General features: G+C 70.2%; 19 protein-coding genes. 15 read left to right on the top strand and 4 right to left on the bottom strand.

The window, feature by feature from the left end:
- Nucleotides 1-180: 180 nt before the first annotated feature.
- The 4 genes from POL72_RS14615 (at nt 181) to POL72_RS14600 (ending at nt 6,304) form a co-directional block, all read left to right on the top strand.
- The gene (locus POL72_RS14615; protein WP_272095836.1) at nt 181-1,257 is read left to right on the top strand and encodes a sialate O-acetylesterase; all 1,077 of its coding nucleotides are present in this window, start codon (nt 181-183) and stop codon (nt 1,255-1,257) included.
- Between the two features lie 548 nt (nt 1,258-1,805).
- Entirely contained in the window at nt 1,806-3,002 is a 1,197-nt protein-coding gene (locus tag POL72_RS14610; RefSeq protein ID WP_272095835.1) for an IS110 family RNA-guided transposase, read from the top strand.
- A 1,032-nt stretch (nt 3,003-4,034) separates the two neighbouring features.
- Nucleotides 4,035-5,402, top strand: a complete 1,368-nt coding sequence (locus POL72_RS14605) for a sialidase family protein (protein ID WP_272095834.1) — start codon at nt 4,035-4,037, stop codon at nt 5,400-5,402.
- A 632-nt stretch (nt 5,403-6,034) separates the two neighbouring features.
- A complete protein-coding gene (locus POL72_RS14600) occupies nt 6,035-6,304 on the top strand; it encodes a hypothetical protein (protein WP_272095833.1) in 270 nt (89 codons plus the stop codon).
- Nucleotides 6,305-6,661: 357 nt separating this feature from the next.
- Here the strand turns inward: POL72_RS14600 and tnpA are convergent, their stop codons facing one another.
- Entirely contained in the window at nt 6,662-7,018 is a 357-nt protein-coding gene (tnpA, locus tag POL72_RS14595; protein ID WP_444547639.1) for an IS66 family insertion sequence element accessory protein TnpA, read from the bottom strand.
- Nucleotides 7,019-7,220: 202 nt separating this feature from the next.
- On the bottom strand, nt 7,221-8,315 hold the full coding sequence (locus POL72_RS14590) for a sigma 54-interacting transcriptional regulator (RefSeq protein ID WP_272095830.1): 1,095 nt from the start codon (nt 8,313-8,315) through the stop codon (nt 7,221-7,223).
- 377 nt (nt 8,316-8,692) lie between these two features.
- Between POL72_RS14590 and POL72_RS14585 the strand changes: the two genes are divergently transcribed.
- From POL72_RS14585 to POL72_RS14545, 9 genes are all read left to right on the top strand, one after another.
- Nucleotides 8,693-9,043 carry a DUF2934 domain-containing protein gene (locus tag POL72_RS14585; protein WP_272095829.1) on the top strand — a complete coding sequence of 117 codons (351 nt, stop codon included), beginning with the start codon at nt 8,693-8,695 and terminating at the stop codon, nt 9,041-9,043.
- 272 nt (nt 9,044-9,315) lie between these two features.
- The gene (locus POL72_RS14580; RefSeq protein ID WP_272095828.1) at nt 9,316-13,191 is read left to right on the top strand and encodes a serine/threonine-protein kinase; all 3,876 of its coding nucleotides are present in this window, start codon (nt 9,316-9,318) and stop codon (nt 13,189-13,191) included.
- A 28-nt stretch (nt 13,192-13,219) separates the two neighbouring features.
- Nucleotides 13,220-13,357, top strand: coding sequence for a hypothetical protein (locus POL72_RS14575; RefSeq protein ID WP_272095827.1), 138 nt, complete (start codon nt 13,220-13,222; stop codon nt 13,355-13,357).
- A 383-nt stretch (nt 13,358-13,740) separates the two neighbouring features.
- Nucleotides 13,741-15,006 carry a pectate lyase family protein gene (locus POL72_RS14570; RefSeq protein WP_272095826.1) on the top strand — a complete coding sequence of 422 codons (1,266 nt, stop codon included), beginning with the start codon at nt 13,741-13,743 and terminating at the stop codon, nt 15,004-15,006.
- Between the two features lie 176 nt (nt 15,007-15,182).
- The gene (locus POL72_RS14565; RefSeq protein ID WP_272095825.1) at nt 15,183-16,148 is read left to right on the top strand and encodes a hypothetical protein; all 966 of its coding nucleotides are present in this window, start codon (nt 15,183-15,185) and stop codon (nt 16,146-16,148) included.
- An 84-nt stretch (nt 16,149-16,232) separates the two neighbouring features.
- Nucleotides 16,233-17,183, top strand: coding sequence for a hypothetical protein (locus POL72_RS14560; protein WP_272095824.1), 951 nt, complete (start codon nt 16,233-16,235; stop codon nt 17,181-17,183).
- 86 nt (nt 17,184-17,269) lie between these two features.
- Nucleotides 17,270-18,745 (top strand): hypothetical protein, encoded by a 1,476-nt coding sequence (locus tag POL72_RS14555; protein ID WP_272095823.1) that lies wholly within the window; start codon nt 17,270-17,272, stop codon nt 18,743-18,745.
- A 245-nt stretch (nt 18,746-18,990) separates the two neighbouring features.
- Nucleotides 18,991-19,677: a DJ-1/PfpI family protein gene (locus tag POL72_RS14550; RefSeq protein ID WP_272095822.1), complete on the top strand. Its 687-nt coding sequence runs from the start codon at nt 18,991-18,993 to the stop codon at nt 19,675-19,677.
- 161 nt (nt 19,678-19,838) lie between these two features.
- A complete protein-coding gene (locus POL72_RS14545) occupies nt 19,839-20,309 on the top strand; it encodes a cupin domain-containing protein (RefSeq protein ID WP_272095821.1) in 471 nt (156 codons plus the stop codon).
- 50 nt (nt 20,310-20,359) lie between these two features.
- Here POL72_RS14545 and POL72_RS14540 read toward each other — a convergent pair whose 3' ends face one another.
- Nucleotides 20,360-21,253, bottom strand: coding sequence for a sigma-70 family RNA polymerase sigma factor (locus POL72_RS14540; protein ID WP_272095820.1), 894 nt, complete (start codon nt 21,251-21,253; stop codon nt 20,360-20,362).
- Nucleotides 21,254-21,386: 133 nt separating this feature from the next.
- Between POL72_RS14540 and POL72_RS14535 the strand changes: the two genes are divergently transcribed.
- Nucleotides 21,387-21,869: a carboxymuconolactone decarboxylase family protein gene (locus POL72_RS14535; protein ID WP_272095819.1), complete on the top strand. Its 483-nt coding sequence runs from the start codon at nt 21,387-21,389 to the stop codon at nt 21,867-21,869.
- A gap of 26 nt (nt 21,870-21,895) precedes the next feature.
- Here POL72_RS14535 and POL72_RS14530 read toward each other — a convergent pair whose 3' ends face one another.
- The gene (locus POL72_RS14530) at nt 21,896-23,206 is read right to left on the bottom strand and encodes an MBL fold metallo-hydrolase (RefSeq protein WP_272095818.1); all 1,311 of its coding nucleotides are present in this window, start codon (nt 23,204-23,206) and stop codon (nt 21,896-21,898) included.
- A 252-nt stretch (nt 23,207-23,458) separates the two neighbouring features.
- Here POL72_RS14530 and POL72_RS14525 point away from each other — a divergent pair, with 252 nt between their 5' ends.
- On the top strand, nt 23,459-24,433 hold the full coding sequence (locus POL72_RS14525; RefSeq protein WP_272095817.1) for a LysR family transcriptional regulator: 975 nt from the start codon (nt 23,459-23,461) through the stop codon (nt 24,431-24,433).
- Nucleotides 24,434-24,474 lie beyond the last annotated feature (41 nt).

The raw sequence follows: 24,474 nt of genomic DNA, 5'->3' as shown, positions 1-24,474 counted from the left end.
CTTCCGCTTTGCCCTGGATAGCGTCATGCGCACCGGGCCCTTCGTCCTGGGGATCGGGATCGAGCTCAGCGCCGACTCCTTTCGCGAGCAACGGCGTGGGGGCATCGGTCGCGTCCTACTCCCGCCGGGCGCGAGAGCTCGACTCGTCGTGGGCAAGCGGCAGCTGTCGGAGAAGTCCTCATGAAAAGCATACTTCGATGGTCTCTCGGGCTCACGCCTTCGCGCATCGCGTTCTCGCTCATCGGGCTCCTTGCCTGCAGTGAAGCAGATGCTCCGGTCGAAGAGCCCGGACCCGCAGGCACCGGCGGGGCAGGCGGCGCGCCCTCCAGCGTCGTGTCCTCGGCGTCTACAGGGGCTCTCGCTGGCGGAGGGCCCGCAGAGGGGAGCGCGCAGAGCACAGGCGGGGTGGGCGGAGAGGCCGCGGGGCCGAGCACAGGCGGGGTGGGCGGAGGGGCCGCGGGGCCGAGCACAGGTGGGGTGGGCGGAGGGACCCCGGGGGCAGGCGGCGCGGAGGATCCGGGCGTCGGCGGGAGCAGCGGCGGAGGATCGGCCGAGCCCGTGTTTCATGTCTTCCTCCTCCTCGGGCAATCGAACATGGCCGGGTACCCGAAGGCCCTGGCCGCAGACAAGACCGAGAATCCCCGCATCAAGGTCCTCGGCTTCGATGCCTGCGCCGCGACCGGGCGCGTCGAAGGCGCGTGGGACGTCGCTGCCCCGCCGCTCCACGAATGCTGGAACGGAGCGATCGGGCCCGGCGACTACTTCTCCAGGACGATCCTCGATCATTACCCCGCCCAGGACACCGTCGGCCTCGTCCCGTCCGCCATCAGCGGGGAGAAGGTGGAGACGTTCATGAAGGCGGGGGGGAGCAAGTACAGCTGGATCCTGTCGCGCGCGAAGGCGGCGCAGGAGATCGGCGGCGTGATCGAGGGGATTCTGTTCCATCAAGGCGAATCGAACTGCGGCGATCCCGCGTGGCCCGGCAAGGTGAAGACGCTCGTCTCGGACTTGCGCGCCGATCTCGGTATCGGTGACGTGCCGTTCCTTGCGGGAGAGCTCCTGCATTCGGGGTCGTGCGCAAAACACAACTCGCTCGTGAACCAGCTCCCGGGGCTGATCCCCAAGGCCTACGCCGTTTCGGCGGAGGGGCTCGCCATCGATCCTGCCGACACCTGGAACCTCCACTTCGGCCACGACGCGCAGGTCACCCTGGGCAAGCGCTACGCCGAGAAGATGATCGGCGCCCTCGGTCTCTGAGCGCTCCCTGCGCGCCGCGCGGTGGAGCGTTCAGGTTCGGCTCCTGGCGGGACTGTTCCGCGGTGGCGAACCGTCGCGATCCGTCGCAACCCCGGGGTTTCAGGGGGGCGTGACGACGGATCGCAGCCCCTAGATGGGATGAGGCAGCCCACGGGGCGCCTGGACCCATGATGCCAACTGCACCGACCCGAGCCTCTGCGCGACGCGTTCGCGCGGCGGGGCCTGCGAAGACAGCCCGCAGCACCGTGGAGGTCGGCCCATCGGCAGCAGCAAAGCGTGCTGGAGTGCTCGGAGGCGTCAAGGGTTCGCGAGCGGAGCTCGCCGGCTCCGCCGCCCTTGACTCCCCCTGCGCGCTCCAGCCGGACAAAGCTGCGGGCGATGGGCGGACGGAGGCCTCCGGCGGGGGCTCCAGGCTCCGGAGAGGAGCGCGCAAGAAAGAGCCGCTCGGAGCAGCGAGCAATGTGGCTGACCTCTCGCCTGCAGGGTTGCCTGCGGGCACCCCCACGCGTTCGAAGACGCAGACGACGGGGGCCCAGGAGAGGTCAGCCATGCGAAGTGTAGCGCTGGATCTGGGGGTCCATGAGATCTCCTTCTGCGAGGTGGCGGGCGGGGCCGTGGTGTTGCGACGCACGGTCCGCTCGCTCGATTCGCTCGAGGATCTCCTCGGCCCGTCGTCCTCGCCGGCCCGGGTGGCGATCGAGGCCTGCCGCGAGGCCTGGGCGGTGCACGACACGCTGCGCAACTGGGGTCACGACGTGCTGGTCGTCGACACCACGCGAGCTCGTCAGCTCGGCATCGGCCAGCACGGCCGCAAGAATGACCGCCTTGATGCCGAGGCGTTAGCGCACGCCGTCGAGCGCGGGGGTATTCCACTCGCTCACGTGCTGTCGCCTCACCGGCGGGCCATTCGCCACCAGCTGGCTGTCCGGCGCGCGTTGGTCGAGACGCGGGCCCAGTACGTCACCACCGTGCGCGGCATCCTGCGCGCTTGCGGACACAAGCTCGCGAGGTGCACCACCGAGGGATTCCTCACGGTGCTGAGCGCGGCAGCCTTGCCGGCCGAGACTCGCCAGCTCGTTGGACCCCTGGTGACAGCGCTGGAGATGCTCACCCCTCAGATCGCGCTGGCCGATGCCGCGCTCGAGCAGCTGTGCACCCACGAGCCGGTGATCGTGCGGCTGACCACGGCACCCGGCGTGGGGCTGGTCATCGCCGCCGCATTCGTCTCGGTGGTGGACGAAGCCAAGCGCTTTCACCACGCCCACCAGCTCGCCTCCTACCTGGGCTTGGTCCCCTCGGAGGACACCTCCGGGGGACGCAACAAGCAGCGGCTGGGCGCGATCACCAAGCAAGGCAACGCCTATCTGCGCGTGCTGCTGACGCAGGCTGCGCACACGATCCTGCGGCACAAGAGCGGCGACGACCCGCTGCGCCAATGGGCAAACGCCATCGACGAGCGCCGGGGTCGCCACGTCGCGGTCGTGGCGCTGGCGCGGCGGTTGTCGGGTGTGCTGTGGGCCATGTGGCGCGACGGCACGGTCTACGATGCGCAGAGCGCAGCGGTCGCTTCGGCCAAGGGCCTGCGGCTGCAAGCACAGTCAATCGAGCAGCAGGCGCAAAGCATGAAGGAGGCCTCGGTCAAGGCGCGCCGCCGGCAGCGCTCGATCGACAAGGGACTCGGCGCCACTCGGGCAACGGCTCGCTCGAGGCCGGTCTCGACCTCAAGGAGGGCCTCGATGCACTGACTTTCCCCCGACGGGAACGTGCGCCACGAGCGCGTCACGCTGGGAGCGTGAAAGAGGGCCACGTGGATGAGCGCGGACGCCTTCCGGGTGATCGGCCTGTGGGTCGAACATGCCGTCCCCTAGAATGCGCCTCCACGGTCCCGTTTCGGACCCCCGTGTGCATCCAGGCCACCAGGGCGACCGCCGGCCTGTGAATGCGGATCGTCGATCGAGCCACAGCTCGCTCCTGCGGACGCGACGAGGCGCTCAAGCATAAGCGGAACGACGCCCGACCAGGGCGAAGGGAGACATCCATGCCGAAGCGACCTGCACTGACGACGCTGAGCGCCGCCGCTGCCGAGCCGAAGCCCGCCAGCCGCGCAAAGAGAGCGCTCAAGCCCTTGACCTCAGGGCTGCCTCATTGTCGGAAGGCGTGGGCCCAAACCCGGGCCCAATTGTCAAGCCCAGGGCCTGGGGCGCTCGCCGTGACCGATCCGTCGCCGGGTCTCATGCGCCTCCCTAGACCTGTTCATATTGGCTCGGACGGACGGGTGCCGGAGGTCGTGCGGTGTTCCCTGAGTCGGCGATATCGGGGGCGAACGTACGCAGCTCCACGCCCGGGACTGCCTCACTGTCGGCACCGCCAGAGAGCGCGAATGCGCAGTGGGCGGGCGCTGATCGTCCCAGCTCCTCTTCCAACGGCCGCGACGGTGACGAGGGCATGCTCGCTTCCCCAGCCGGGACGACAGAGCGGTGCCTCCGGTTCAAAGGCTCGCGCCAACGCCGCGGACGTGCCTTGTCCAAAGTAGGAAGGCGCGCGAGAAGTGAATTTGGCGACTCTGCGTAAAAATTTGACGCTGAATTGTCGTACGCTATAGCAGCGCCTTACATCTGCGGCTCTTAGGTCCCGCACCCCACGATAGCGGTGCGTCGAGGCGGGATTTCTCAGCGCGCCTTGTCGCGGACGCGACTTCGCGTCCACGTCGACAGTCGATTTATAAAGAGAAAGGATCGGTCATGCGACACCCATGCATAGCCCGCCATCTTGGAGTGGTGCTCTACGCGCATCTGACGCTGGGATTGGCGGCCCCCGCGTTCGCGCAAGGGGGTGATACGCTCGTCTCTGTCGGCAGCCCGGTCTCGCATTTTTCGCAGAACAAGCAGAATGAACCGACAGTCGCGGTGGATGCCAACCATCCGAACGTGGTTGCGGCCGGGGCGAACGACAATATCGATATGGAGGCGTGCAACGCCGGCGATCCGACGACCTGCCCGTTCACCCAGGGGGTCGGCTCCTCCGGGGTCTACTTCTCCTTCGACCGTGGCCAGACCTGGACGCAGCCGACCTACACTGGCTGGACGGCCAGAGATTGTCTTGGACCCGAGAAATGTACACCGCATGTCGGGCCAATCGGAACGCTGCCCAAGTACTTCGAGAACGGGCTGGTCTCCGACGGCGATCCGGCGGTCGCCTTTGGTCCTCGCCCAGGTCCGAACGGATTCTCGTGGGACAATGGCTCGCGTCTGTACTATGCCAATCTGACCGCCAACTTCAGTGGCGAGCGCGGCGAGCAGGCGTTCAGGGGCTTCGAAGCCGTCGCCGTGTCCCGCATCGACGGAGACCCGGAGCTTACTCCCGAGATAGTCGCCGACCAGAACAACTGGCTGCCTCCTGTCATCGCTTCGCAGCGTCAGAGCTCAACGACGTTCGCCGACAAGGAGCAGATCTGGGCCGACAATGCCGAGAGCAGTCCGTTCTTCGGCAACGTCTACGTCTGCTTTGCCCAGTTCCGAGGTCAACAGGGCGCGGCGGCGCCGCTGACAGTGATACGCTCGACCGATGGCGGCGATACCTGGGAGCAGAAGCAAGTGACCCCTGCGCACAACGTCCCGCCGACGATGTGGGGGCAGTCCGGCTGCACCATCCGCACCGATAGCATCGGCGTGGTTTATGTATTCTACGAACAGCTCCAGTCACCCTTCCGATTCTTACCTCCGCACGGCGCGCACATGCTGGTCCAGTCGTTCGACGGCGGGAGAAGTTTCACACGGCCACGGGAGCTCTTTCGTATCACCGATCCGTGCTTCTTTATCGATCCGGTGATCGGCCGCTGCGTCATGGATGGCATCGCAGGCGCACGCAATGATCTCGCTGGCGCTCCCAATGTCGATATCGCGAACGGTGCGCCGACTGGGGACGACGCCACGGACGAGATCGTGGACACGTGGGTCGACGGCCGAGATGGCTTGAACAATGAGCGTGTCATGCTCGAGCCACTCGACCGATGGTGGGGCGACCTGGTCCGGGCCGACGACGATCCAGAGCCCCGGCGACCGCGGGTATTATACTGCACCTGCCCTCTCTCCCGATGGAACAGATCTCTATATCGTCTACAACGCGTTCCGTACCCCGTTCCGTAACAACACGACAGATTCGCGGAGCCTCGTAGGCGTGGTGCTCCACGCCGACATCGGAGTGGGAGGCGCGCCGACAGGGCTTTCTGAGTTGCATCGCGGTGATCCAGGCGATCCCCGCGGCTCCAGCCAGAACGACCTTGTGGCCGAGTTTCTGGGCGACTACGTGTACGCGGCGGCGACGAGGGACTTCGGCGTTGCTGTCTGGAACGACGTGCGTAAGGCCGCAGACTGCCCCGCGATAGATGCCTTCCGTCAGTCGCTGCGCACCGGAGGCACGGTTCCCACGCCGAGGCCCAACACCGACTGTCCGCCCACTTTCGGCAACTCGGATATCTTCGGAGGATCCTTCGCTGATCCGACGCCGTAACCAAGAGATGGGTGGGCAGCACCCATCGTTCGGGTACGAGCGGAGCGTTGCCTGAGCCGTGCTTGCCCGTCACGCCGAGCACATGGAGCTTTCGTGCCACGGAGCCATTTCGCGTTGAATTGACGATCCCGACGTCCCGTCAGGCTCCGAATGCACCCGGAGCAGGAGGCGAACGACCCGCAAGTACGGCGAAGGTGGTGTGGCGCAGGCGCCGCCGAGTGGCATCGTTTGGCCCGTCCGCAGCCGGGAGCATCCGGCAAATCACCGGATGGGCAAAGGCCTGGTGGCCGATCACAACGTGCTGTCGGGCAGCGCTCCCCTGGGCATCAGCGTGGGCGCGCCGAACATCATCGTGGGCACGCCGCTGCGCTGCACGAACGACCTGCTGACGCTGAACAACTTCGCCAACTACAGCGGGCAGCCCATCTTGCTGGGCCCTGGCTCGCAGTCCTGCACGGCGAAAGTCTTCGACGCCTCCGACGTCGTCGACACCGGAACCAACAACACCATCGTGGTGGTCGGGCACGGAGGCGGCTGATCCTGCGCATCATCCTCGGAGCGCGCAGGCGGGGGGCCAGGACAAACCTGCGCGCTTCCTGTATGTTCGCGCGATGAATGCGACGAATATCGAAGCCGACGTCTGCGTGGTGGGCGCAGGGTTCGACGTCGAGGTGGCCACCCGCGAAGAGCTGCATTTGCCTACGCGCTGGCACTGCAGCTGCAGGCACCCGGTTTGACGTTGCGCTGATGGTAGACAAGCTCACATCAACCTTGGCGACGCAGGAGACCCAAGTCTCCTCGAACGTGAGCCGACTTGTCCCGTGGGCCGCTACCGAAAACGTCCCACCTAGTGTAGGGGGGGACTCAGGAATCCCTGCAGCTGCACATCTTTGCACTACCGGCGCGCGCGCTGACTCAGAGGAGCCCCATCGCGCCCAGCTCGCGAGCCGAACCGCGCGTCCGCTGGCGCGGACTGGATCTCGATCAAGCCGGCGCGATCCCCAGCCACCGGCACCGCGGCAGCCAGCTGGGCCTGCTTCGACGCGCGCGCCTGCTTCGGCGACTGTCTGCGCTCGAGCGCAGGCGTAGAGGCCTTGTCGTCGCGCGCCAGCAGCCACTTCCAGTACATCAGCGTGCGCGGGTTGATGCCGAGCTCGCCGGCGAATTCGGCCGCCGTCAGCCCGCTGTCACGCCACCGCTCGACGCGTTTCCGCCACTCCTCCCGAGGGACCCGAGAATGCTCTTCTGCCATGCCCGGCACTCTGCGCCCCTGGCTCAGCGCTCGTCACGACGTGGTTACACGAACGGATACCACCAATCGCGACATCCTACGGCGCCAGCATCGCATGCATCGTTCAATCGCAGATACGCTGTTCTCATCCAAGCGGCCCAACCAGCAGATGCTGCCGGTCGCTATCGACCGGTTTCTCTGGCGGGATTCCTGGCGCGCGGCCCTAGCGATCGCTCAGCGGCTCCTTGTCGCGCGCGTCCGCGGCGAGGTACTGGCGCAGGTGCCGGCGGAGGGAGACCCGCGTGATCCCGAGCGCGCTCGCCGTGTGGGTCACGTTGCCGCCCTGGGCCGCGTAGACCGCGAGGATGTGGCGGCGCACGGCCTCGCCGAGCGACGCGCTGCCGCGCGCGGGCGGCGACGGCCGCAGCGCGCCCGGCGGGCCCGAGCGCGGCGGCGCCGAGGGACGCGTCGCCGCGCCGATCTCCAGCGGCAGGTGCTCCAGATCGAGCGGCGCGCCGTGCGCCCGGAGGAACGCGCGCTCGACGACGCTCCGCAGCTCGCGGACGTTCCCCGGCCAGGGATACGCCTCGAGCTGCGCGAGCGCGCGCGGGGAGAGCCCGGCGCTCGCGAGCCCCGTCGCGCCGCTCTGGCGCTGGAGGAAGTGCTCGACCAGCCTGCGCACGTCGCCGTCGCGCTCGCGCAGCGGGGGGAGCGAGAGCGCGAGCCCGCCGACGCGCCGGTGGAGCGCCTCGTGGAACGACCGCTCGAGGACGCGCGCGGCGAGATCCTGGCTCGTCGCGGCGATGACCCGCACGTCCGCGACCAGCGCCTCCCCGCCGCCGATCCGGCAGAGCGGCTCCCCGTCGAGGACGGCCAGGAGCCGCGGCTGGAGCTCGGGCGGGAGCGCGCCGATCTCGTCGAGGAACAGCGTGCCCCCCCGCGCGAGCTCGAGCAGCCCGGGGCGCGCAGCGGGCCGCCCGTCGGCCCCGGCCGCCACGCCGAAGAGCTCCTCCCGGAGGCGCTCGGCCGGCAGCCGCGCCGCGCTCACCGCGACGAAGGGACCGCCCGCGCGCGGGCTCGCCGCGTGAAGCAGCCGCGCGCAGAGCTCCTTGCCCGTGCCAGGCTCGCCCGTGATGAGCAGCGGCGCGCGCTCGTGCTCCGCCAGCCGGCGCAGCTGCTCCATCGCGCGCGCCCAGCGCTCCGAGGCGCCGATGAGCCGCACCTCGCTGTCGTCCTCGACCCAGACGACGCGCGTCATCCCGCCGCCGGACGAGCAGAGGTGTTCCGTGCGCCGGGAAGGGGCCGCGCTTTCTTCCACATCGCATCTCCTCGATTCATGGGCAGACGGCGAGCGACGCGCCTGCCGTTTTCTGGATTACCGAGCTGTCCTCAGCGCAGGCGGCGACCGGGGATGGGCCGCCGTGAGCGAAAACGGGAACGATGGCTGGACGATAGATGGACGATGGCGGATGAACGTCGGCCACGAGGCGGCGACGAACAACGAGGGATGATGGCTGACACATGCCGGGTGATCTCACCCGGTCAGCGACATCCACTCTACCGCGAACCACGCTCTCTTGGAAGGGAGATCCCGACCGGCGGCGGCCGGGCGCCGAGGAACTACGTGCTCAAAATTTGTGCGTACGCGCGGACCTGGGTTAGTCGACCCGTGTACCCGAAAGGAGAGACGACGAGATGAGCTCGAAGCGCAAGACCCCGGCCCGCACGAAGACCACCCGGGCCCAGAGCCTGGTCGCCGCCCCGGTCGCCTCGGCGCAGCCCGAGAGCGCGGTCTCTGCTCCCGCCGCCGTCGAGAGGCCCTCTGCGGCCGTGAAGCTCGCCGCCGAGCGCGCGAGCGCCGATGCCCCGAAGGCCCCGAAGGCCGCGCCTCCGCGCCCGCGGCTGTCGCGCGAGGAGCGCCACGGCCTGATCGCCAAGGTGGCCTATGGATATGCCGAGAGGGCCGGCTTCCGGAACAACCCCGTTGAAGACTGGCTGAACGCCGAGCGCGAGGTCGACGCTCGGCTCGAGCGCCTCGCCAGCTGACGTCTCCGCCGCGGCGGCGCGGGCGGCGCGGGGCCCCGCGCGCGCCCATGCGAGCGCGACAGGCGCGCTCGCGTGGGCGTGGGCGGCGCCGTCGGCCGGCGAGGGAGGGCCGCGCTCCCGTCGGGCCGGCGGCGGCGGTGGGCCTTCGAGGCTCGTAGCCGCGCCGCGGGACGAGTATCCTCGCGCTCCGCGTGGGCGGTGGGCCCACGGTTCGCGGTCCACGCGCGCCCGGCCGCCTGGACCGCGGAGGTCTGCACACCGATACTTGCGCCATGCATTCAGGTCACGTCCTCGCCAACCGCTTCCAGCTGGAACGCCTCGCGGGCTCCGGCGGGATGGGCGCGGTGTGGCGGGCGCTCGACCGGCAGAGCGGCCACGCGGTCGCGCTCAAGGTGATCTTCAACCAGGGCAGGGAGCACGTCGTGCGCTTCCAGCGGGAGGCGCGCCTGCTCGCCGAGCTCGAGCACCCCGTCGTCGCCCGCTACATCGACCACGGCGTCACGGCGGACGGCCTCTACTACCTCGCCATGGAGTGGCTCGAGGGCGAGGACCTCGGCGCGCGGCTGTCGCGCGGGCCGCTCGGGATCGAGCACAGCCTGATGCTCGTCGGCCGCGTCGCCGAGGCGCTCGCCGCCGTCCACGCGCGCGGCATCGTGCACCGCGACCTCAAGCCGACCAACGTGTTCCTGCCCGGCGGCGACATCGGGAGCGCGAAGCTCATCGACTTCGGCATCGCGCGCCAGGCCGACGCGACGTACGAGCTCACCCTCACCGGCTCGGCGATCGGCACGCCCGCTTACATGGCGCCGGAGCGCGTCCGCGGCGACGTCGACGTCGACGCGCGCGCCGACCTCTACTCGATCGGGTGCCTCCTGTTCGAGTGCCTCACCGGGCGGTCGCCGTTCGTCGCCCAGCACCCGCTGTCCGTCCTCGCCAAGGTGCTCTTCGAGGCCGCGCCGCGCCCGAGCACCTTCTGCCCGAACATCCCGCCGCCGCTCGATCTGCTCGTGGCCCGGCTGCTCGCGAAGAACCCCGCGGAGCGCCCCGCGGACGCGGGCGAGGTCGCCGCCGAGCTCAGGATGCTGAGCGTGGTGGAGGGCAACATGTCCACCGGCAACGGCCTGCCGACGCCCGCGCTGACGAAGAGCGAGCGGCGGCTCGTCAGCGTCGTCCTCGCGGCCGAGATGAGCGCCGGCAGGCGCGGCCCCCCGTCCGCTCGCCCGCAGGCGATCGCGGGCCCCCAGCGGGCGAGCGACACGATGCTGTCGGGGCACCACGCGACCGTCGTCTCCGGCAGCAAGGAGGCGCTGCCCGAGGGCCTGCTCGCGCCGGCGCCGCCGGCGAAGCCCCGGCCCGCGCCGCCGCCGACAACGCCGTTCCACGAGGTCCGGCAGGCCGCGCAGGCGCACGGCGCGGTCCTCGAGGTGCTCGCCGACGGCTCGGTCGCGGCGGTCGTCGCGGGCGCGGGCTCGCCGACCGATCTCGCCGGCAACGCCGCCCGCTGCGCGCTCTCGATCCACGCGCTCCTGCCCGGGGCCTGGGTGGCGCTGGCGACGGGCTGGGACGTCATCGCCGGGACGCAGGCGGTGGGGCAGGTCATCGACCGCGCGGGCGCGCTGCTCGACGCGCGGGTCCGCCACGCCGCGGAGGATCCGTCCTCGGGCCGGCCGGTGCTCATCGACCAGATGACGGCCGCGCTGCTCGGCGACCGCTTCGAGATCGCGGCGGGCAGCCAGGGCCCGACGCTGCTCGGCGCGCGCGAGCCGCAGGACGGCGGGCGCAAGGTGCTCGGCAAGCCCACGACCTGCGTGGGGCGCGAGCGGGAGCTCCGCGCGCTCGAGGATGTGCTCGACGAGTGCGCCACCGAGGGGGTGGCGCGCGTGGTGCTGGTCACGGCGGGGGCGGGCGTCGGCAAGTCGCGCCTCGCGCACGAGCTGGTCCGGCGGGTCGAGGCGCGCAGCGAGCCGGTCACGGTGTGGCGCGCGCACGGCGATCCGATGCGGGGCGGGGCGCCGCTCGGGCTGCTCGCGCAGACGGTGCGGCGCGCGGCGGGCCTGCTCGACGACGAGCCCGCCGAGGCGCGGCGGGAGAAGCTCGCGGCGCGGGTCGCGCGGCACGTCGGCGAGGCCTCGCGGGAGCGGGTGACGGAGCTGCTCGGCGAGCTCGTCGGGGCGCCGTTCCCGGAGAGCCCGGCGCTGCGCGCGGCGCGGCAGGACCGCGCGGTGATGGAGGAGCAGGCGCGGCGGGCGTGGCTCGATTTCCTGCGGGCCGAGTGCGACGCGCAGCCGGTGCTGATCGTGCTGGACGACCTGCACTTCTGCGATCGCGCCACGGTGGACACCCTCGACGCGGCGCTCCGGTTCCTCCGGCACCAGCCGCTCATGGTGCTGGCGCTGGCGCGCCCCGGGGTGCGCGAGGCGTTCCCGGGCCTGTGGCAGGATCGCGAGGCGACGGAGATGCGGCTCGGGGAGCTGTCGCGCCGCGCGTGCGAGCGGATCGTGCGGGAGGTCCTCGGCGACGCGCCGCCGGAGGCCGAGCTCGCGGCGCTCATCGACCGGTCGGCGGGGAACGCGTTCTTCCTCGAGGAGCTCGTGCGCGCGACGGCGGACAGGCGGGCGGGGGAGGTGCCGGAGACGGTGCTCGCGATGATGCAGTCGCGGATCGCGGCGCTCGAGCCCGAGGCGCGCCGGGTGCTCCGGGCCGGGGCGGTGATGGGCGAGGTGTTCTGGCGGGGGGGTCTGGAGGCGATGCTCGGCGGGGGCGGGCAGGTGCCGCAGCTCGAGTCGTGGCTCCTGACCCTCGAGAAGCGCGAGCTGCTCGAGCCGCGGCCGGAGTCGATGCTCCGCGGCGAGCCGGAGTTCGCGTTCCGTCACGCGCTCGTGCGGGACGCGGCCTACGAGATGCTGACGGACGCGGATCGGGCGCTCGGCCACTGGCTCGCGGCCGAGTGGCTCGAGCGCGTGGGCGGGGACGATCCGGCGGTGCTCGCGCTTGTCGACTGCCACTTCGGCCGCGCGGCGGACGGGGCGCTCTCGCTCGGGAACGCGGACGGCGCGGCGGGGCACCTGGCGCGCGCGGCGGGGGTCCGCGTGCGCCGGGGCGAGTTCGACGCGGCGATCGGCGCGATGACGCGGGCGTTCGAGCTCTCGGACGTCGCGCGCCGCGATCCCGACGAGCTCGGCCGGTGGGTGGAGATCCTCTCGAAGGCCGCCGGCCACGCGCGCCGCGCGCCGTCGCTGCCGGCGGCGTCGGACCGCATCCTTGCGCGCGTCGATGCGGTCGGCTCGCTGGAGCTCCGGGTGAAGCTGCGCATCGAGCTCGCCCGCGCGCTCGGGGCGACCAACCTGTTCCGGCTGTCGCACGACCTGCTCGACGACGTGGTCGAGATGGCGGTAGGTCGCCGCGAGCTCCTGCAGGAGGCGCTGACGGTCGACGTGGAGGTCTCGTGCCTTCAGGGGCAGCTCGCGCGCGCGCGGCGGGCGGCGCTCGACCTCGCCGCGCTCGGGCCGACGGACGACCCGCGGGCGCTCAAGTCGGTCGCCCTGGCGCGGGCGACCTCGGGGGATCGGCCCGGGGCGCTGGAGGCGATGTCGCGCTGGGAGGCGGCCGCCCCGGGCGATCGGGTCGCGGAGGCGGTGCGGGCGAAGCTGCTCGTGACGATCGAGCTCTACGCGGGGGATTTCCGGGCCGCGGCGAAGGCGTGTGAGCGCGCGATCGAGCTGGACCGGGCGCTCGGGCTGCGGTTCGACGGGGTTGTGAACCTTCACAACCTGGCCTACGCGTGCGTGCGGCTGGGCGAGCACGAGCGGGCGCGGTCGCTCTTCGCGGAGTCGCTGGAGCGTGCGGACGAGGCGGGGTACGACCGGGTGGCCGCCTCGAACCGGATGTATCTCGCGTACCTCGACGGGGTGGCGGGGGCGGGGGACGCGCGGGAGCGGCTGCAGGCGCTCATCTCGCGGGCGGAGGAGCAGGGCTACTGGCACGACGTGCTGCAGGGGCGCTGGGCGGCGGCGATGCTGCTGAAGAACGCGCGCAATGACGCGCTCGCGCGGCGGGAGTTCGAGGATCTGCTGGAGCTGTCGGTGCGGCTCGGGGATCCGCTGCTGGAGAAGGACGCGCGCGCCTGGCTCGACCGCGTCGAGCGGTGAGGGGAGTCGGGGCGCGCGGGAGGGCACAATGCCAGCCCCCGCCCCCTCGGTCACCAACGCGGTCGTGGTCGTGGTCGTGGTCGTGGTCGTGGTCGTCGACGACACGACCGTGGACGTAAACGTTCTGCCGAACCCTCGGTCGGCGCTTGTCGCCGCCTCCGCCTGACTGGCCACATCGAGCGCCGCTTTCCGTTCCGCTCAACATCGCGGAGGGAGAGATGCCACTTCCCGGAAGACGTTTACGTTCGCGAACGAGCCGTCGACGACCACGACCACGACCACGACCACGACTACGACCACGACCACGACCACGACCACGACCACGACGGTGAGCGATGGTGGGGGAGGGCGTCGTGCCGTGAGCGCGACCGAACGAGCTTGGTGAATACCGATGCCTCATCCGCCTGGCTCGGTCCGATTTTGTTCGGCGCTCTCAAGGATTCGACGCGGATCGCGGTTCGAGAGCGTCCCGGCGATTTGTGACGGCCGGCGGGGGCGCCCCGCAACCTGCGGGAAAGAAGCTTGGCTTCAAGCACCCGCAGAGGAACCATGACCCACTCGTATCGACTCGCCTCCTTCTCGATTCTCGGCTTGCTGATCGCTTGCAGCTCGACGGATCCCGAGGTCGCGTCCGGCCCCGGCTCGGGCTCTGGAGGACCCCCCGGCGCGGCCGGGGCGACCAGCGGCGGTGGCACGACGGCCACCGGCGGTTCCGGTACCACCACGGCCGGCACAGGCGGCGCCGGAGCCACCACCGGCGCAACGGGCGGCGTCACCGGGGAAGCGGCCGGCACGGGTGGAGCGGACACGGGTGGAGCGGGCGCTGGTGGAGCGGACACGGGTGGAGCGGGCGCCGGTGGTGAGGGCACCGGCGCGTCGACCCCGGTCGGGGACCTCCACATCACGGATCCGGTTCCGGGCTTCGCGAGCGTCGCCGGCGGCACGACCGGCGGCGGCACGGACCTGATGTCGGCCATCACGGTGGCCTCGATGAGTGAGCGCCAAAACGCGGCGAAGGGCTCGACCCCGGCGATCATCCTCGTGAAGCCCGGGAACTACAGCGGGACGCTCGCGCCAGGCGCCAACAAGACGATCATCGGCGTCGGCCCCGGGGTGACCATCGCGGGCAACATCCGGATGAGCGGCGCCGACGTGCACAACATCATCATCCGCAACCTCGCCGTGCGGGGCGCGCGTTGCGCCAGCTACGACGAGTGCAAGGGCGGCGCAGACGCCGTCTACACGGGGAACGGCGCCCACCACGTCTGGCTGGACCATCTGGATATCTCCGACGGCCAGGACGGCAACTGCGACATCACCCAGGGAGCCGATTACGTCACCGTCTCCTGGGCGCGGTTCTACTATACGTACGCCAAGGAGCATAGATTCTCGAACCTGATCGCCGGCAGCGACGACGAGCCCGCGAGCGTGGGCAAGCTGCACATCACGTACATGAACAGCCACTGGGGCGAGCGCGTCGATTCACGCCAGCCTCGCGGGCGGTACGGCAACGTGCACATGCTCAACAACTATCACAAGACCGGCGGCGGGCAGATCCACGGCGTGGGCAAGGACATGGCGCTCATCGCCGAGAACTGCGTCTACGATGAGAACAGGTCGATCTGGACGGACATGGGCAGTCCAAGAGGCTGGAAGGGGATCGGCAACCAGGGGACGGGCGACGACTTGAACGCCTCGAGGGGCACCGTCTTCGAGATCCCGTACCGCTACACGCCGATGCCGGCGTCCCAGGTCGTCGCGGCGGTCACCTCCAAAGAGTGCGGAGCCGGAAACACCTGCACGCTCGCTTACTGACCTTGCGCGCAGCGCCGCCCAAGTTGCGCAGGTTCCTGCGCAACTTGCGCAGGACCAGCCCGTGCTCGCGCTCCTCGGGATCGCGTCCGCGAAGCACCTGGCCAGGTCATGGGCCCTCGAAGCGAAGCGAGACGTGGCACGGAGTGTGATTACTCAGGGCCACAGAGGATCGCACCATGACCGACACAATGCACCGGCACCTCACCAACAATTCTCGCCGAACCTACCGCGCCGCATCTCTGCTCGCCGCGGCGTTCATGATGGGCTGCAGCGCCGAAGCGACCGAAGCGACCGAAGCGGAGGACGCCTCCCCGCTCGAGCGGGCCGCGGCTGCCGACGGGCTGCGCTTCGCGAGCCAGCACGACGCCCTCGGCTGGGTCGCCAGGCGGGCCGAAGAGCTCGACATGGGCACCACGACGGTCGAACGGGACGAGGACGGCCGGATCACCAGGGTGGCCGGCGTGTCGATCGGCTCGCCCGACGAGCTCGCCCTGACGAAGGCGCAATTGATAGGCGAGCTGGGGGGCGAACGCCATACGGTCGAGATCGCGGGGGAGCGCTTTCTCCTGCAAGGCCAGGAGCCCATCGTGATGGCCGCGGCGACGCACTGCAACGGCGGCCTTTGTACGCAGGAAGAGTCGTTCAAGAACGATTACTACGTGTATCGAGAGCTCGGCAGCCGAACGTCGGTGACGTCAGGGGGGTTCGAGACCCAGCGCAAGACGATCCAGGGCACCGGGGAGTACGAGTGCGTCGACCTACCGGGGCCCCTGCCCGTCACGTGCAACGGCTACTGCAACTATTCGGCCGGCTGCCCATCGGGCTTCACCAAAGAGAGCTCCGTCGGCTATCCCACGTGCAGGACGACCTGCGTCGGCCAGGTACGAAACGTGTCGCTCTCGATTTCCATCGCGGGCTTCGAGTTCTTCGACTCGAGCGGCATTCTCGTCCCCTCCATTCCGGAGCGAAGCGGCTCGACCCACGATTCGAGCCTCGAGGTCAAATACTGGGAGTATGGCATCGGCATCGACTCCGTGATCTCCGACGCCGACGGCCTGTGCGGCTCGCATTCGACGTCGGGTCCGGACGGGTTCGTCGTCGCCAAGAGCCACTGGGGCAGCGTGCCCAGCGGTTGCCTGTAGCGCTCGCCCGGAGCGCGCGGCCCGAGGTCCGCTCGACGAGGCGGCTGGATGGCCTCGGTCCGGAAAAATAGATACCCTGTCCGCATGCGCCAGCTTGCTTCGCCCTTCGCCGCCCTCTCGCTCCTGCTCTCGTTCACCCCGCCGGCGCTCGCCGAGGAGACCGTCACGGAAGGGCAGTGGGCGAAGTCCTATGGCTTCCGCCTCGGCGTGGAGGCGGACGTGCTCACCAGCACCATCGAGGCGAACCTCCCCGACTGGGAAGCCGTGAGCGGCGACGGGACGAGCGGCGCGTGGGAGGGGAAGTCCTTCGTGGCGTCCTTCGCGGCGGTCGCCCAGATCAAGCTCGTCGCGGGGCTCCACCTCGACGCCGAGCTGCCGTTTGCGTACGGGAGCAGCCACGCGAGCGCGCCCGGCCCGGGGCAGGGCGACGCGGCGGAGGGCGACGCGGCGACCGTCGCGCCGGAGCTCGAGGGGTTCTTCTTCGGCAATCCCTCGATAGGACTTCACTACGCCGCGAACATTTCCCCCATGCTGATGCTCGTCGGTGGGCTCTCGGCCTCCATCCCCATCACGCAGGATCCGTCCGACGACACGAAGGCGGCCGCGGCGGCGGCGCTGGCCGTGCGGGGGTACTTCGACACGCAGCGGGCGCTCCTGGAGCACGTCCCGCTGCGGGCCCGGGGCGGCATCGAGCTGCGCCCGATCGAGGCGCTCTATGTGCGGAGCGATCTCGTGGCGATGTTCGCCATCCCCACGGGCGGCGGGGACACGGAGTTCTTCATCGAGCAGAGCAACGAGGCGGAGCTGCGCAGCGTGGGCGGGTTCGGGGTCGGCGCGCGGCTCCAGGCTGCGTTCCCGCTCACACAGACCGACAAGCTGCAGCTCGCGGCCGAGCCCTTCGTCGGGGTGGAGCCACCCACGTCGGGCCTGTACTTCCGGGCCGGGCTGCTCGTGGCGCTGGACGAGCCGCTCGGGTTCGGTCTGGAGCAGGGAAAGCTCGCGACGGTCCGTGTCGCGGCGGGGGCCAGATTCTGAGTTGGCTGCGGCCGCGCGGCGCGAAGGGATAGGGCCTGCGGGACGGACCTGTGCTGGCGCGGGGGGTCTGCTAAATATCCCTGTGAATGAAGCGACGGACTGCAGAGCTCAGCGCCGATGATCTGGAAACGCTCGCGCGCTCCCCCGACGAAGGTCTGCGCGTCAAGGCGGCGCTGCACCCGCACACGCCGCTCGCGACGCTCCTCTCGCTCGCCGCCGACCAGGCCATCGGCGTTCGTCGCGCCCTCGCCCGCCGCACGGGTGCTCCACGCGAGGTCCTCGCTCGACTCGCGCGTGACCCGACGCGCGCCGTCCGGTGCGCTGTCGCCGCCCATCCAGGCTGTGACGAGCCGCTCCGCCGCCTGCTCTGGACCGACGGCGACGGCAACGTGCGCGCGATCGCAAAACACGCCGCGGCGATTCCGCATCACTTCAGCGAAGATCTCGCGCGAATCGCGCGCAACGAGGCGGTGCCCGCTTCCGTGCTCGCCGAGTTTGCCGAGCTCGGAGGCCAGGCACGCTGCGCCGTCGCTTCGCATCGCGAATGTCCGCGCGGCTGGCTCGAACGCTTCCGTCACGACGCCGACGCAGCCGTGCGGCTCGTCGCCGAGACGCGCATGGGTCTCTCGCTCGACACACTGCGTGCCTTCGCGCGCCACCGATCCCCTTCTTATCGCGTCGCCGCCGCCGCGTCGCTGCCGTGGGACGACGCGGAGATGCCCGCGCTTCTCGCCGATTCGCACGAACCAGTCTTGCTCGCGCTCCTGCGACGCCCGGACTTTCCCGCCGCGTTTTACGCCCAGATCACAGACAATCCGCCTCCCGTCGTGCGCCTCGTGCTCGCGACCCACGAAGCGCTCGATGCCGCGCACTTGCAGCGCTTGCTGCGCGACCCGCGCGCGGATGTTCGTCGACGCGTGGCGCAGCGCCGCGCGCTGAGCGCCGAACAGTTCGCAGCCCTTGCGAACGACGACGACGACAGGGTGAAGCGCGAGCTCGCGAAGCGACCCGATTGTCCGGAAGCGTGGCTACGCCGATGGTGCGTTGCTCCGAGCGAATGGTTGCGTCGCGTCGTGTTCACGCATCCAGGCGTGACGCCGGACATCCTCGTCAACGCGAGCGCCCTGCCCGACAACCATGAGGAGATCGCAAAGCACCCGCTCACACCGGAGAAGCTACTCGCCCAGCTGGCTGACTCCGCCGGCGTCTTCGTTCGCGGCGCGGTCGCGCAGAATCCGAGCACGCCCGAGCGCGTGTTATCGCAGCTCGCGCGTGACGCCGATTCGTATGTGCGCTTGCAGGTTGGCAGAAACGAGACATGTCCACTGTCCTTGCTGCTCGACCTCGAACACGACCCGGACTTCGTCGTGCGCCGTCACATCGTATGGCGCGCCGACTGTCCGCTCGACATCCTGAGGCGGCGCGCCGCCGACGAAAACGCGCACGTCCGCTACGCCGTCGCGGACCACCGGCAAGCCACCGCCGAGGTGCTGTCGGGGCTTGCGCGCGACGGAGCGATGTTCGTGAGAGCGCGCGCCAAGGAGCGTCTCAGCGGCTCCTGACGACGCCGTTGGAGCGGGGGTGGGACGATTCAGAGGGGGCGCGTGCTGATCCGATCGGGGCAGGCGGGACGGGGGGAGCGCGCCGCTTCCACCCGGAGGCGCTCGACGGCCTTGGCGGGGGTGACGCCGGTCTCGGCCACGTAGGCGCGTGGGGCATGGGCTTGGCAGGAAAGGAGGACTGTTTGTCCTTTCTGCCAAGCTGCCATCGTGGGATGGTTCGGTCAACTCCGGCAGAGAGGCGCGCCATGGAAAGGCCGTTCACGATCGTCTTCATCCTGTATCCCCGGCTCACGCAGCTCGACTTCACGGGCCCGTTCGAGGTGTTGCAGCGCCTGCCCGGCGCGCGCCTCGTGGTGGCCTCCCGCGAGGGCGGCTCGCTGTCCGCCGACAGCGGCCTCACCTTCAGCGGGCTCGCCCGCCTGTCCGACATCACCGAAGCGGACGCGATCTGCGTGCCCGGGGGCTACGGCCTGACGGCGGCCCTCGGTGATCGGGAGCTCGTCGCGCATGTCCAGCGCCTCGGTCGCGCCGCGCGTTACGTCACCTCGGTGTGCACGGGCTCGTTGCTGCTCGCCGCCGCGGGCCTGCTCGATGGCAAACGCGCCGCCTGCCACTGGGCGTTCCGGCCGCTGCTCGCCGAGCTCGGCATCCAGACCGAAGCGGCGCGGGTCGTGCGCGACGGCAATGTGATCACGGGCGGCGGCGTCACCGCTGGCATCGATTTCGCGCTCACCCTCGTGGCGGAGGTCGCCGGCGCGGACGTCGCTCGTTCCATCCAGCTCAGCATTGAATACGATCCGCAGCCGCCGTTCGACGCCGGCTCCCCCGAGACCGCGCCCGCCGAAGTGCTCGCCCGCGTCCGCGATCGCGTCCTGCTCCAGGTTCCCGAGCGCCGCGCCGCCCTGCTGGCCGCGCGCGCCTGGCCGGCGTGACGGCGCTCCCGATAGCCTCCTCCCTCTCCCTCCGGGAGAGGATCGGGGTGCGGGGCTGGTCGTGAGCGCCCGCGATCCCCTTGAGCCCGGCGACGCTCGCCTCCACGCTCATGCCCACACAGCGCGGCCGCTGAGCGCAGCCGCTTTGCTCGGAGATGATCATGCCCCTCAAACGCCCTGCCCTGAACCCCAGCGATCTCGAGCCCCGCACCGGCTCGACGTACCCCGAGTCGCTTCGCGCGCGCGTCACGCCGCGCGAGAAGCGCGCGCTCGGCGACGCGCTCGGCCTGACGACGATCGGCGTCAACCTCACCACGCTCTTCCCGGGCAAGGAGTCGGCGCTGCGGCACTACCACTCTCACGAGGACGAGCTCGTATTCGTGCTGGAGGGCGAGGTGGTGCTGCGCACGGACGACGGCGAGCAGGTGCTCACGGCGGGTCAGTGCGCGGGTTTTCCGGCCGGCGCGCGCAACGGGCATCACTTCGTCAACCGCAGCGCCGCGCCAGCGCGTTACCTCGAGATCAGCAACCGCGATCCCGAAGACAGGGCCGAGTATCCCGACGAGGATCTCGCCGTCCGCAAGGTGGGCGGCAAGTACGTCTACACGCACAAGGACGGAACACCTTACTGAGCGGATGAGGTGGTGAATGACCACCGCGAGAGATGGGATCGGGTCCACGCCTAGATCTCCGGGTGCGGTCCGCCGTCGAGGACCAACACGTCGAGATCGCGGAGCTGCTCGCGGTCGCCCACGACGTCGATCCGGGCGATCTTCCCCTGCGCCAGCGTGAAGCGGAGCACCCGGAAGAGCCGCCCCTGCGGGGCCAAGACGATGCCCACCGTCCCGTCCACGAGGGCGGGGCGGGCGAACCTGGCGCCGCGCGCGGCCGGGATCGCCTGCTTGGCCCAGGCGCGCGCGCCGCGGACCTCGCCCCCGGCCGGGGGCTCGGCCGCGGCGTCGGCGTGGATCACGACGTCCGGATCGAGGATCGCCACGAGCGCGTCGAAGTCGCCGCCGCGCATGGCCGCGATGAAGGCGTCGACGACCTCGCGCTGGCGGCCGACGTCGGCGTCCGGAGACGGGGGCGCGCCCTGCACGCGGCGGCGGGCGCGGCTCGCGAGCTGCCTCGCCGCGGCCGGGGAGCGGCCCACGATGGAGGCGATCTCCTCGAAGGGGACCGCGAACAGGTCGTGGAGCACGAACGCGAGCCGCTCGGCGGGGGTCAGCGTGTCGAGCACCACGAGCAGCGCGAGGCCGACGGAGTCGGCCAGCACCGCCTCGCGCTCGGGATCGGTCCCGGCCTCGCGGTCCACGGCGGGGTCGGGCGCGGCCATCGGGTCCTCGCGCCGCGCCTTGCGCGAGCGCAGCATGTCGAGGCACACCCGCGCCACGACCGTCGTCAGCCACCCGCCCAGGTTCTCGACGCCGCTCGTGTCGGCGCGGCTCAGGTGGAGCCAGGACTCCTGTACGGCGTCCTCCGCCTCGCTCAGGGAGCCGAGCATCCGGTACGCCACGGCCTGCAGGTGGGCCCGGTGGGCCTCGAACCGCTCCGCCAGCCAACTATTTTCATCCATCGGTCACACTCCCTCGTCGTGCTTCGTCATGGCTGTGACGGACGAACCCTAGCCGATGTGACGACGCGAACGGACGTTCTGCGTCCTGTCACGGTTGGCGAGCACACCCGAGCCCCTCGGGAGGAGCACGAACATGCTGAAAGCACGGATGAAGAACCCCGCGATGGTCATCCCCGACGTCATGCAGCCGATCTACGCCCTGATCGGCGCGGTGAAGAAGAGCGGCGTGCCGGCGCGGACGCTCGAGCTCGTCCACCTGCGGGTGAGCCAGATCAACGGGTGCGGCTTCTGCGTCGACATAGGCGCGCGCGAGATGAAGAAGACGGGCGAGACCGACGAGCGCATGTTCGCCGTGGCGGCGTGGCGCGAGGCGCCCTATTTCACCGACGCGGAGCGCGCCGCGCTGGCGCTCGCCGAGGCCGCGACGAGGCTCAGCGACCGCGCGGATCCGGTGCCCGACGCCGTCTGGGAGGAGGCCGCGCGGCATTACGACGAGCCGGCGCTCGCGGCGCTGACCCTGCACATCGGGCTGGTCAACCTCTTCAATCGGTTCAACGTGACAACGAGGCAGATCGCCGGCTCGATGAAGTTGGACGCGCGCGCGGACAACCGCTGACGGGGAGAAGCCGTGGGATTAGCGTCCTAGGAGCGACCAGAAAGGGCGCTCATGTCCCGGCGCGCGGTGAGCCATGCGGTCCCGGCGGCGGCCAGGAGCGCGGCGGCGCCGAGGAGATAGAGCCGGCGCAGGGCGACCTGCGTCTTGTCGGGATCGAAATCGGTGAGCGAGCTCCGCGCGCCGCGCGGCAAGACCCAGGCGTCGCTCCCGCCGCCGATCGCGCGTAGCGCGCGGCCGAGCGTCTTCTCGGGCGCCATCCGGCTCTGAACGTACAGGATCCAGCGGCTCAGCGGCGTATACCCCTTTGGCTTCTGCTCCATCGACGTGATGACGCGGCGGAGCTCGGTGGCCGTCTCGGCCGCTCTCCCCTCGCCCGGCAGGCGGGCCCATTCCCCGTGACCCGGCAACACCCACGCGAACCTCAGCCAGCCGGCCTCGGCCGCCGCGAGCAGATACCGCACCGAGCGGACCTGGCGCTCCCAATCCTCCCAGCATTGCAATCGATGCGCCACGAGCTGACCCAGGAAGCGCGAGTAGCTCAGGTGATCCCCGGTGAACAGGAAGCGCCCTCGATAGAGGAGGCACAGCGAGCCCGGCGTGTGCCCGGGCTGCGGCAATATCATGATCTCGGCCTCTCTGGCCGCCTCTCTCGAGAGCGACTGCCCCTCGATCGAGAGCGGGCCGAGCTCGTTCCCGAGCTTGATCTCCACGTCGCCGGTCGAGGGCATGTACTTGGTCTCACGGAGGTTCACGTCTGCGGCGCCGATGATGCGGCGGCAACCCGGGAAGCGGCTGGCGAACTCGGCGTGGTGGTTCGTGTGGTCCCGGTGCGTCAGAAAGAGCCATCGCACGCCGCCGTGCTCCGCGAGCCATCGGAAGACCTCCTCGCTCGGCTTCGGGGGATCGATCAGCACCCCGCCTCCGTCGCGCTCGATGAAATAGGACACGGCGCCGAAGTTCTTGATGGATGGCTGTCCGATGACCCAGACATGATCCTCGATGGGCCGTGGAAAACCGCGCCAAGGTGACCCGAGATCGCCCCGACGAGCCCGCGCCGCGCCCGGCTTGAGCTTGATGGCGCCGAACGGGCACGCCGCGGCCGCCGTCCGCGCCGCCATCAGATCTTCCTTGCTCCGCGGCTGCCGCAGCACACCCGTGAAGGCGCCGTCCTCGTAGGAGCCCGGCAGCACCGAGAGGCGGCGGCCTTCCCGGAGGTCGCTGGCCGGCGCCACCTCGCCCAGGAGCTCCGGCGCGTAGTTCCGGCACGTGCCGGCGCCGCAGCACTTGCGCGTGACGAAGAGCTCTCCCCAATCCTCGACATGCGTTTCGTCTTGCATCGCTGTACCTCGTGGATGGCAATCGCCAGTAGAGCGTCTGTCAGCCGAGCTCGGCTCGCGAATCGCGCGCGAACTCCAGGAAGGTGCTCGCCTTTGGCCCGCGAAACGGCACACCTCCACGGTCAGATGAGGATCATGGGGTTCTCCATTCCTTCGCTGCCAGCCGTGGCCATGTCAAGAGCCACGGTACGTTCTCCCGCTGCGCTTGACCAGGCAGCGACCGGCGAATAGCCTGTTCGACCAGGCTGCACAATGTTCGACTTCGACGCGATGGCGACGTTCGTGGAGGTGGCGCAGCTCGGGAGCTTCAGCGCAGCGGCGAAAGCGCTGCGGCTGCCGCGATCGACGGTCAGCGAGCGTGTGGCCCGCCTCGAAGCGTCGCTCGGCGTGCGGCTCCTCGAGCGCACGACGCGCGTGGTGCGGCCGACGAGCGCCGGCGCCGCTTATCACGAGCGCTGCGCGCGCATCCTGTCCGAGATGGAAGAGGCCAACGCCGCGGTGAAGGACCTCGAGTCCTCCCCACGCGGCGTGTTGCGGGTGGCGACGCCGCTCCTGTTCGGCCAATCGTTCCTCGCCAGCGTGGCAGCGGCGTTCACGCAACGCCATCCGGCCGTGGAGATCGAGATCGTCGCCTCGGACCGTCCCGTGAACCCGATCGAAGACGGCTTCGACGTGGCCATCATGCTCTTCGCTTCCGACGACGACTCGAGCCTCATCGCGCAGCGGCTGACGGGAGGTGATCTGTGGCTGTGCGCGACCCCATCGTATCTCGAGGCGCGCGGCAGGCCGAAGTCGCCTGCCGATCTCGACGAACACACGTGCGTCGTCTACGGCGAATCGCGCGTGACGCGCTGGACGTTCGAGCGCGGGCGCGAGGTGCGCCGCGCCGACGTCCGCGGAACGCTCTCGATGAACTCGTTTGCCATGCTGCACGAGGCCGTTCGCACCGGTGTCGGGATCGCGCCCGTACCCAGCATTCTCTGCGCCGAGGACGTGCGCAGGGGGCGCCTCGTCCGCGTGCTCGCCGACTGGTCGATCAACCGCAAGGATCTTCGCGTCGTCTACCCCAGCAAGCGCCACCTCTCGCCGCGCGTCCGCCTTTTCGTCGACATGCTCGTCGCCGAGTTCCGCAGGCGCGCGGCGGCGACCGCCGAGCCTCCCGCCGGCAACGAGCGAAGCGCACGCGCAAGGCGAACGACGAAAAAAAGAGGAGTGCGGCGAGAGTAGCCGTGTGGCCTGAGCGCGACCGAACGAGCTTGGTGAACAAC

Origin of the sequence: Sorangium aterium (genome assembly GCF_028368935.1) — a bacterium.
Taxonomy (GTDB): domain Bacteria; phylum Myxococcota_A; class Polyangia; order Polyangiales; family Polyangiaceae; genus Sorangium; species Sorangium atrum.
Note: the sequence above shows the minus strand (reverse complement) of the source record. Positions and strands in the feature narration are given on the sequence as shown.

Bases quoted from the DNA above. Each gene is read 5' to 3' on its own strand.
- POL72_RS14615 (WP_272095836.1), top strand. From the start codon at position 181: ATGAAAAGCATACTTCGATGGTCTCTCGGGCTCACGCCTTCGCGCATC.
- POL72_RS14610 (WP_272095835.1), top strand. From the start codon at position 1,806: ATGCGAAGTGTAGCGCTGGATCTGGGGGTCCATGAGATCTCCTTCTGC.
- POL72_RS14600 (WP_272095833.1), top strand. From the start codon at position 6,035: ATGGGCAAAGGCCTGGTGGCCGATCACAACGTGCTGTCGGGCAGCGCT.
- tnpA (WP_444547639.1), bottom strand. From the start codon at position 7,018: ATGGCAGAAGAGCATTCTCGGGTCCCTCGGGAGGAGTGGCGGAAACGC.
- POL72_RS14585 (WP_272095829.1), top strand. From the start codon at position 8,693: ATGAGCTCGAAGCGCAAGACCCCGGCCCGCACGAAGACCACCCGGGCC.
- POL72_RS14580 (WP_272095828.1), top strand. From the start codon at position 9,316: ATGCATTCAGGTCACGTCCTCGCCAACCGCTTCCAGCTGGAACGCCTC.
- POL72_RS14575 (WP_272095827.1), top strand. From the start codon at position 13,220: ATGCCAGCCCCCGCCCCCTCGGTCACCAACGCGGTCGTGGTCGTGGTC.
- POL72_RS14570 (WP_272095826.1), top strand. From the start codon at position 13,741: ATGACCCACTCGTATCGACTCGCCTCCTTCTCGATTCTCGGCTTGCTG.
- POL72_RS14565 (WP_272095825.1), top strand. From the start codon at position 15,183: ATGACCGACACAATGCACCGGCACCTCACCAACAATTCTCGCCGAACC.
- POL72_RS14560 (WP_272095824.1), top strand. From the start codon at position 16,233: ATGCGCCAGCTTGCTTCGCCCTTCGCCGCCCTCTCGCTCCTGCTCTCG.
- POL72_RS14555 (WP_272095823.1), top strand. From the start codon at position 17,270: ATGAAGCGACGGACTGCAGAGCTCAGCGCCGATGATCTGGAAACGCTC.
- POL72_RS14550 (WP_272095822.1), top strand. From the start codon at position 18,991: ATGGAAAGGCCGTTCACGATCGTCTTCATCCTGTATCCCCGGCTCACG.
- POL72_RS14545 (WP_272095821.1), top strand. From the start codon at position 19,839: ATGCCCCTCAAACGCCCTGCCCTGAACCCCAGCGATCTCGAGCCCCGC.
- POL72_RS14540 (WP_272095820.1), bottom strand. From the start codon at position 21,253: ATGGATGAAAATAGTTGGCTGGCGGAGCGGTTCGAGGCCCACCGGGCC.
- POL72_RS14535 (WP_272095819.1), top strand. From the start codon at position 21,387: ATGCTGAAAGCACGGATGAAGAACCCCGCGATGGTCATCCCCGACGTC.
- POL72_RS14530 (WP_272095818.1), bottom strand. From the start codon at position 23,206: ATGCAAGACGAAACGCATGTCGAGGATTGGGGAGAGCTCTTCGTCACG.
- POL72_RS14525 (WP_272095817.1), top strand. From the start codon at position 23,459: ATGTTCGACTTCGACGCGATGGCGACGTTCGTGGAGGTGGCGCAGCTC.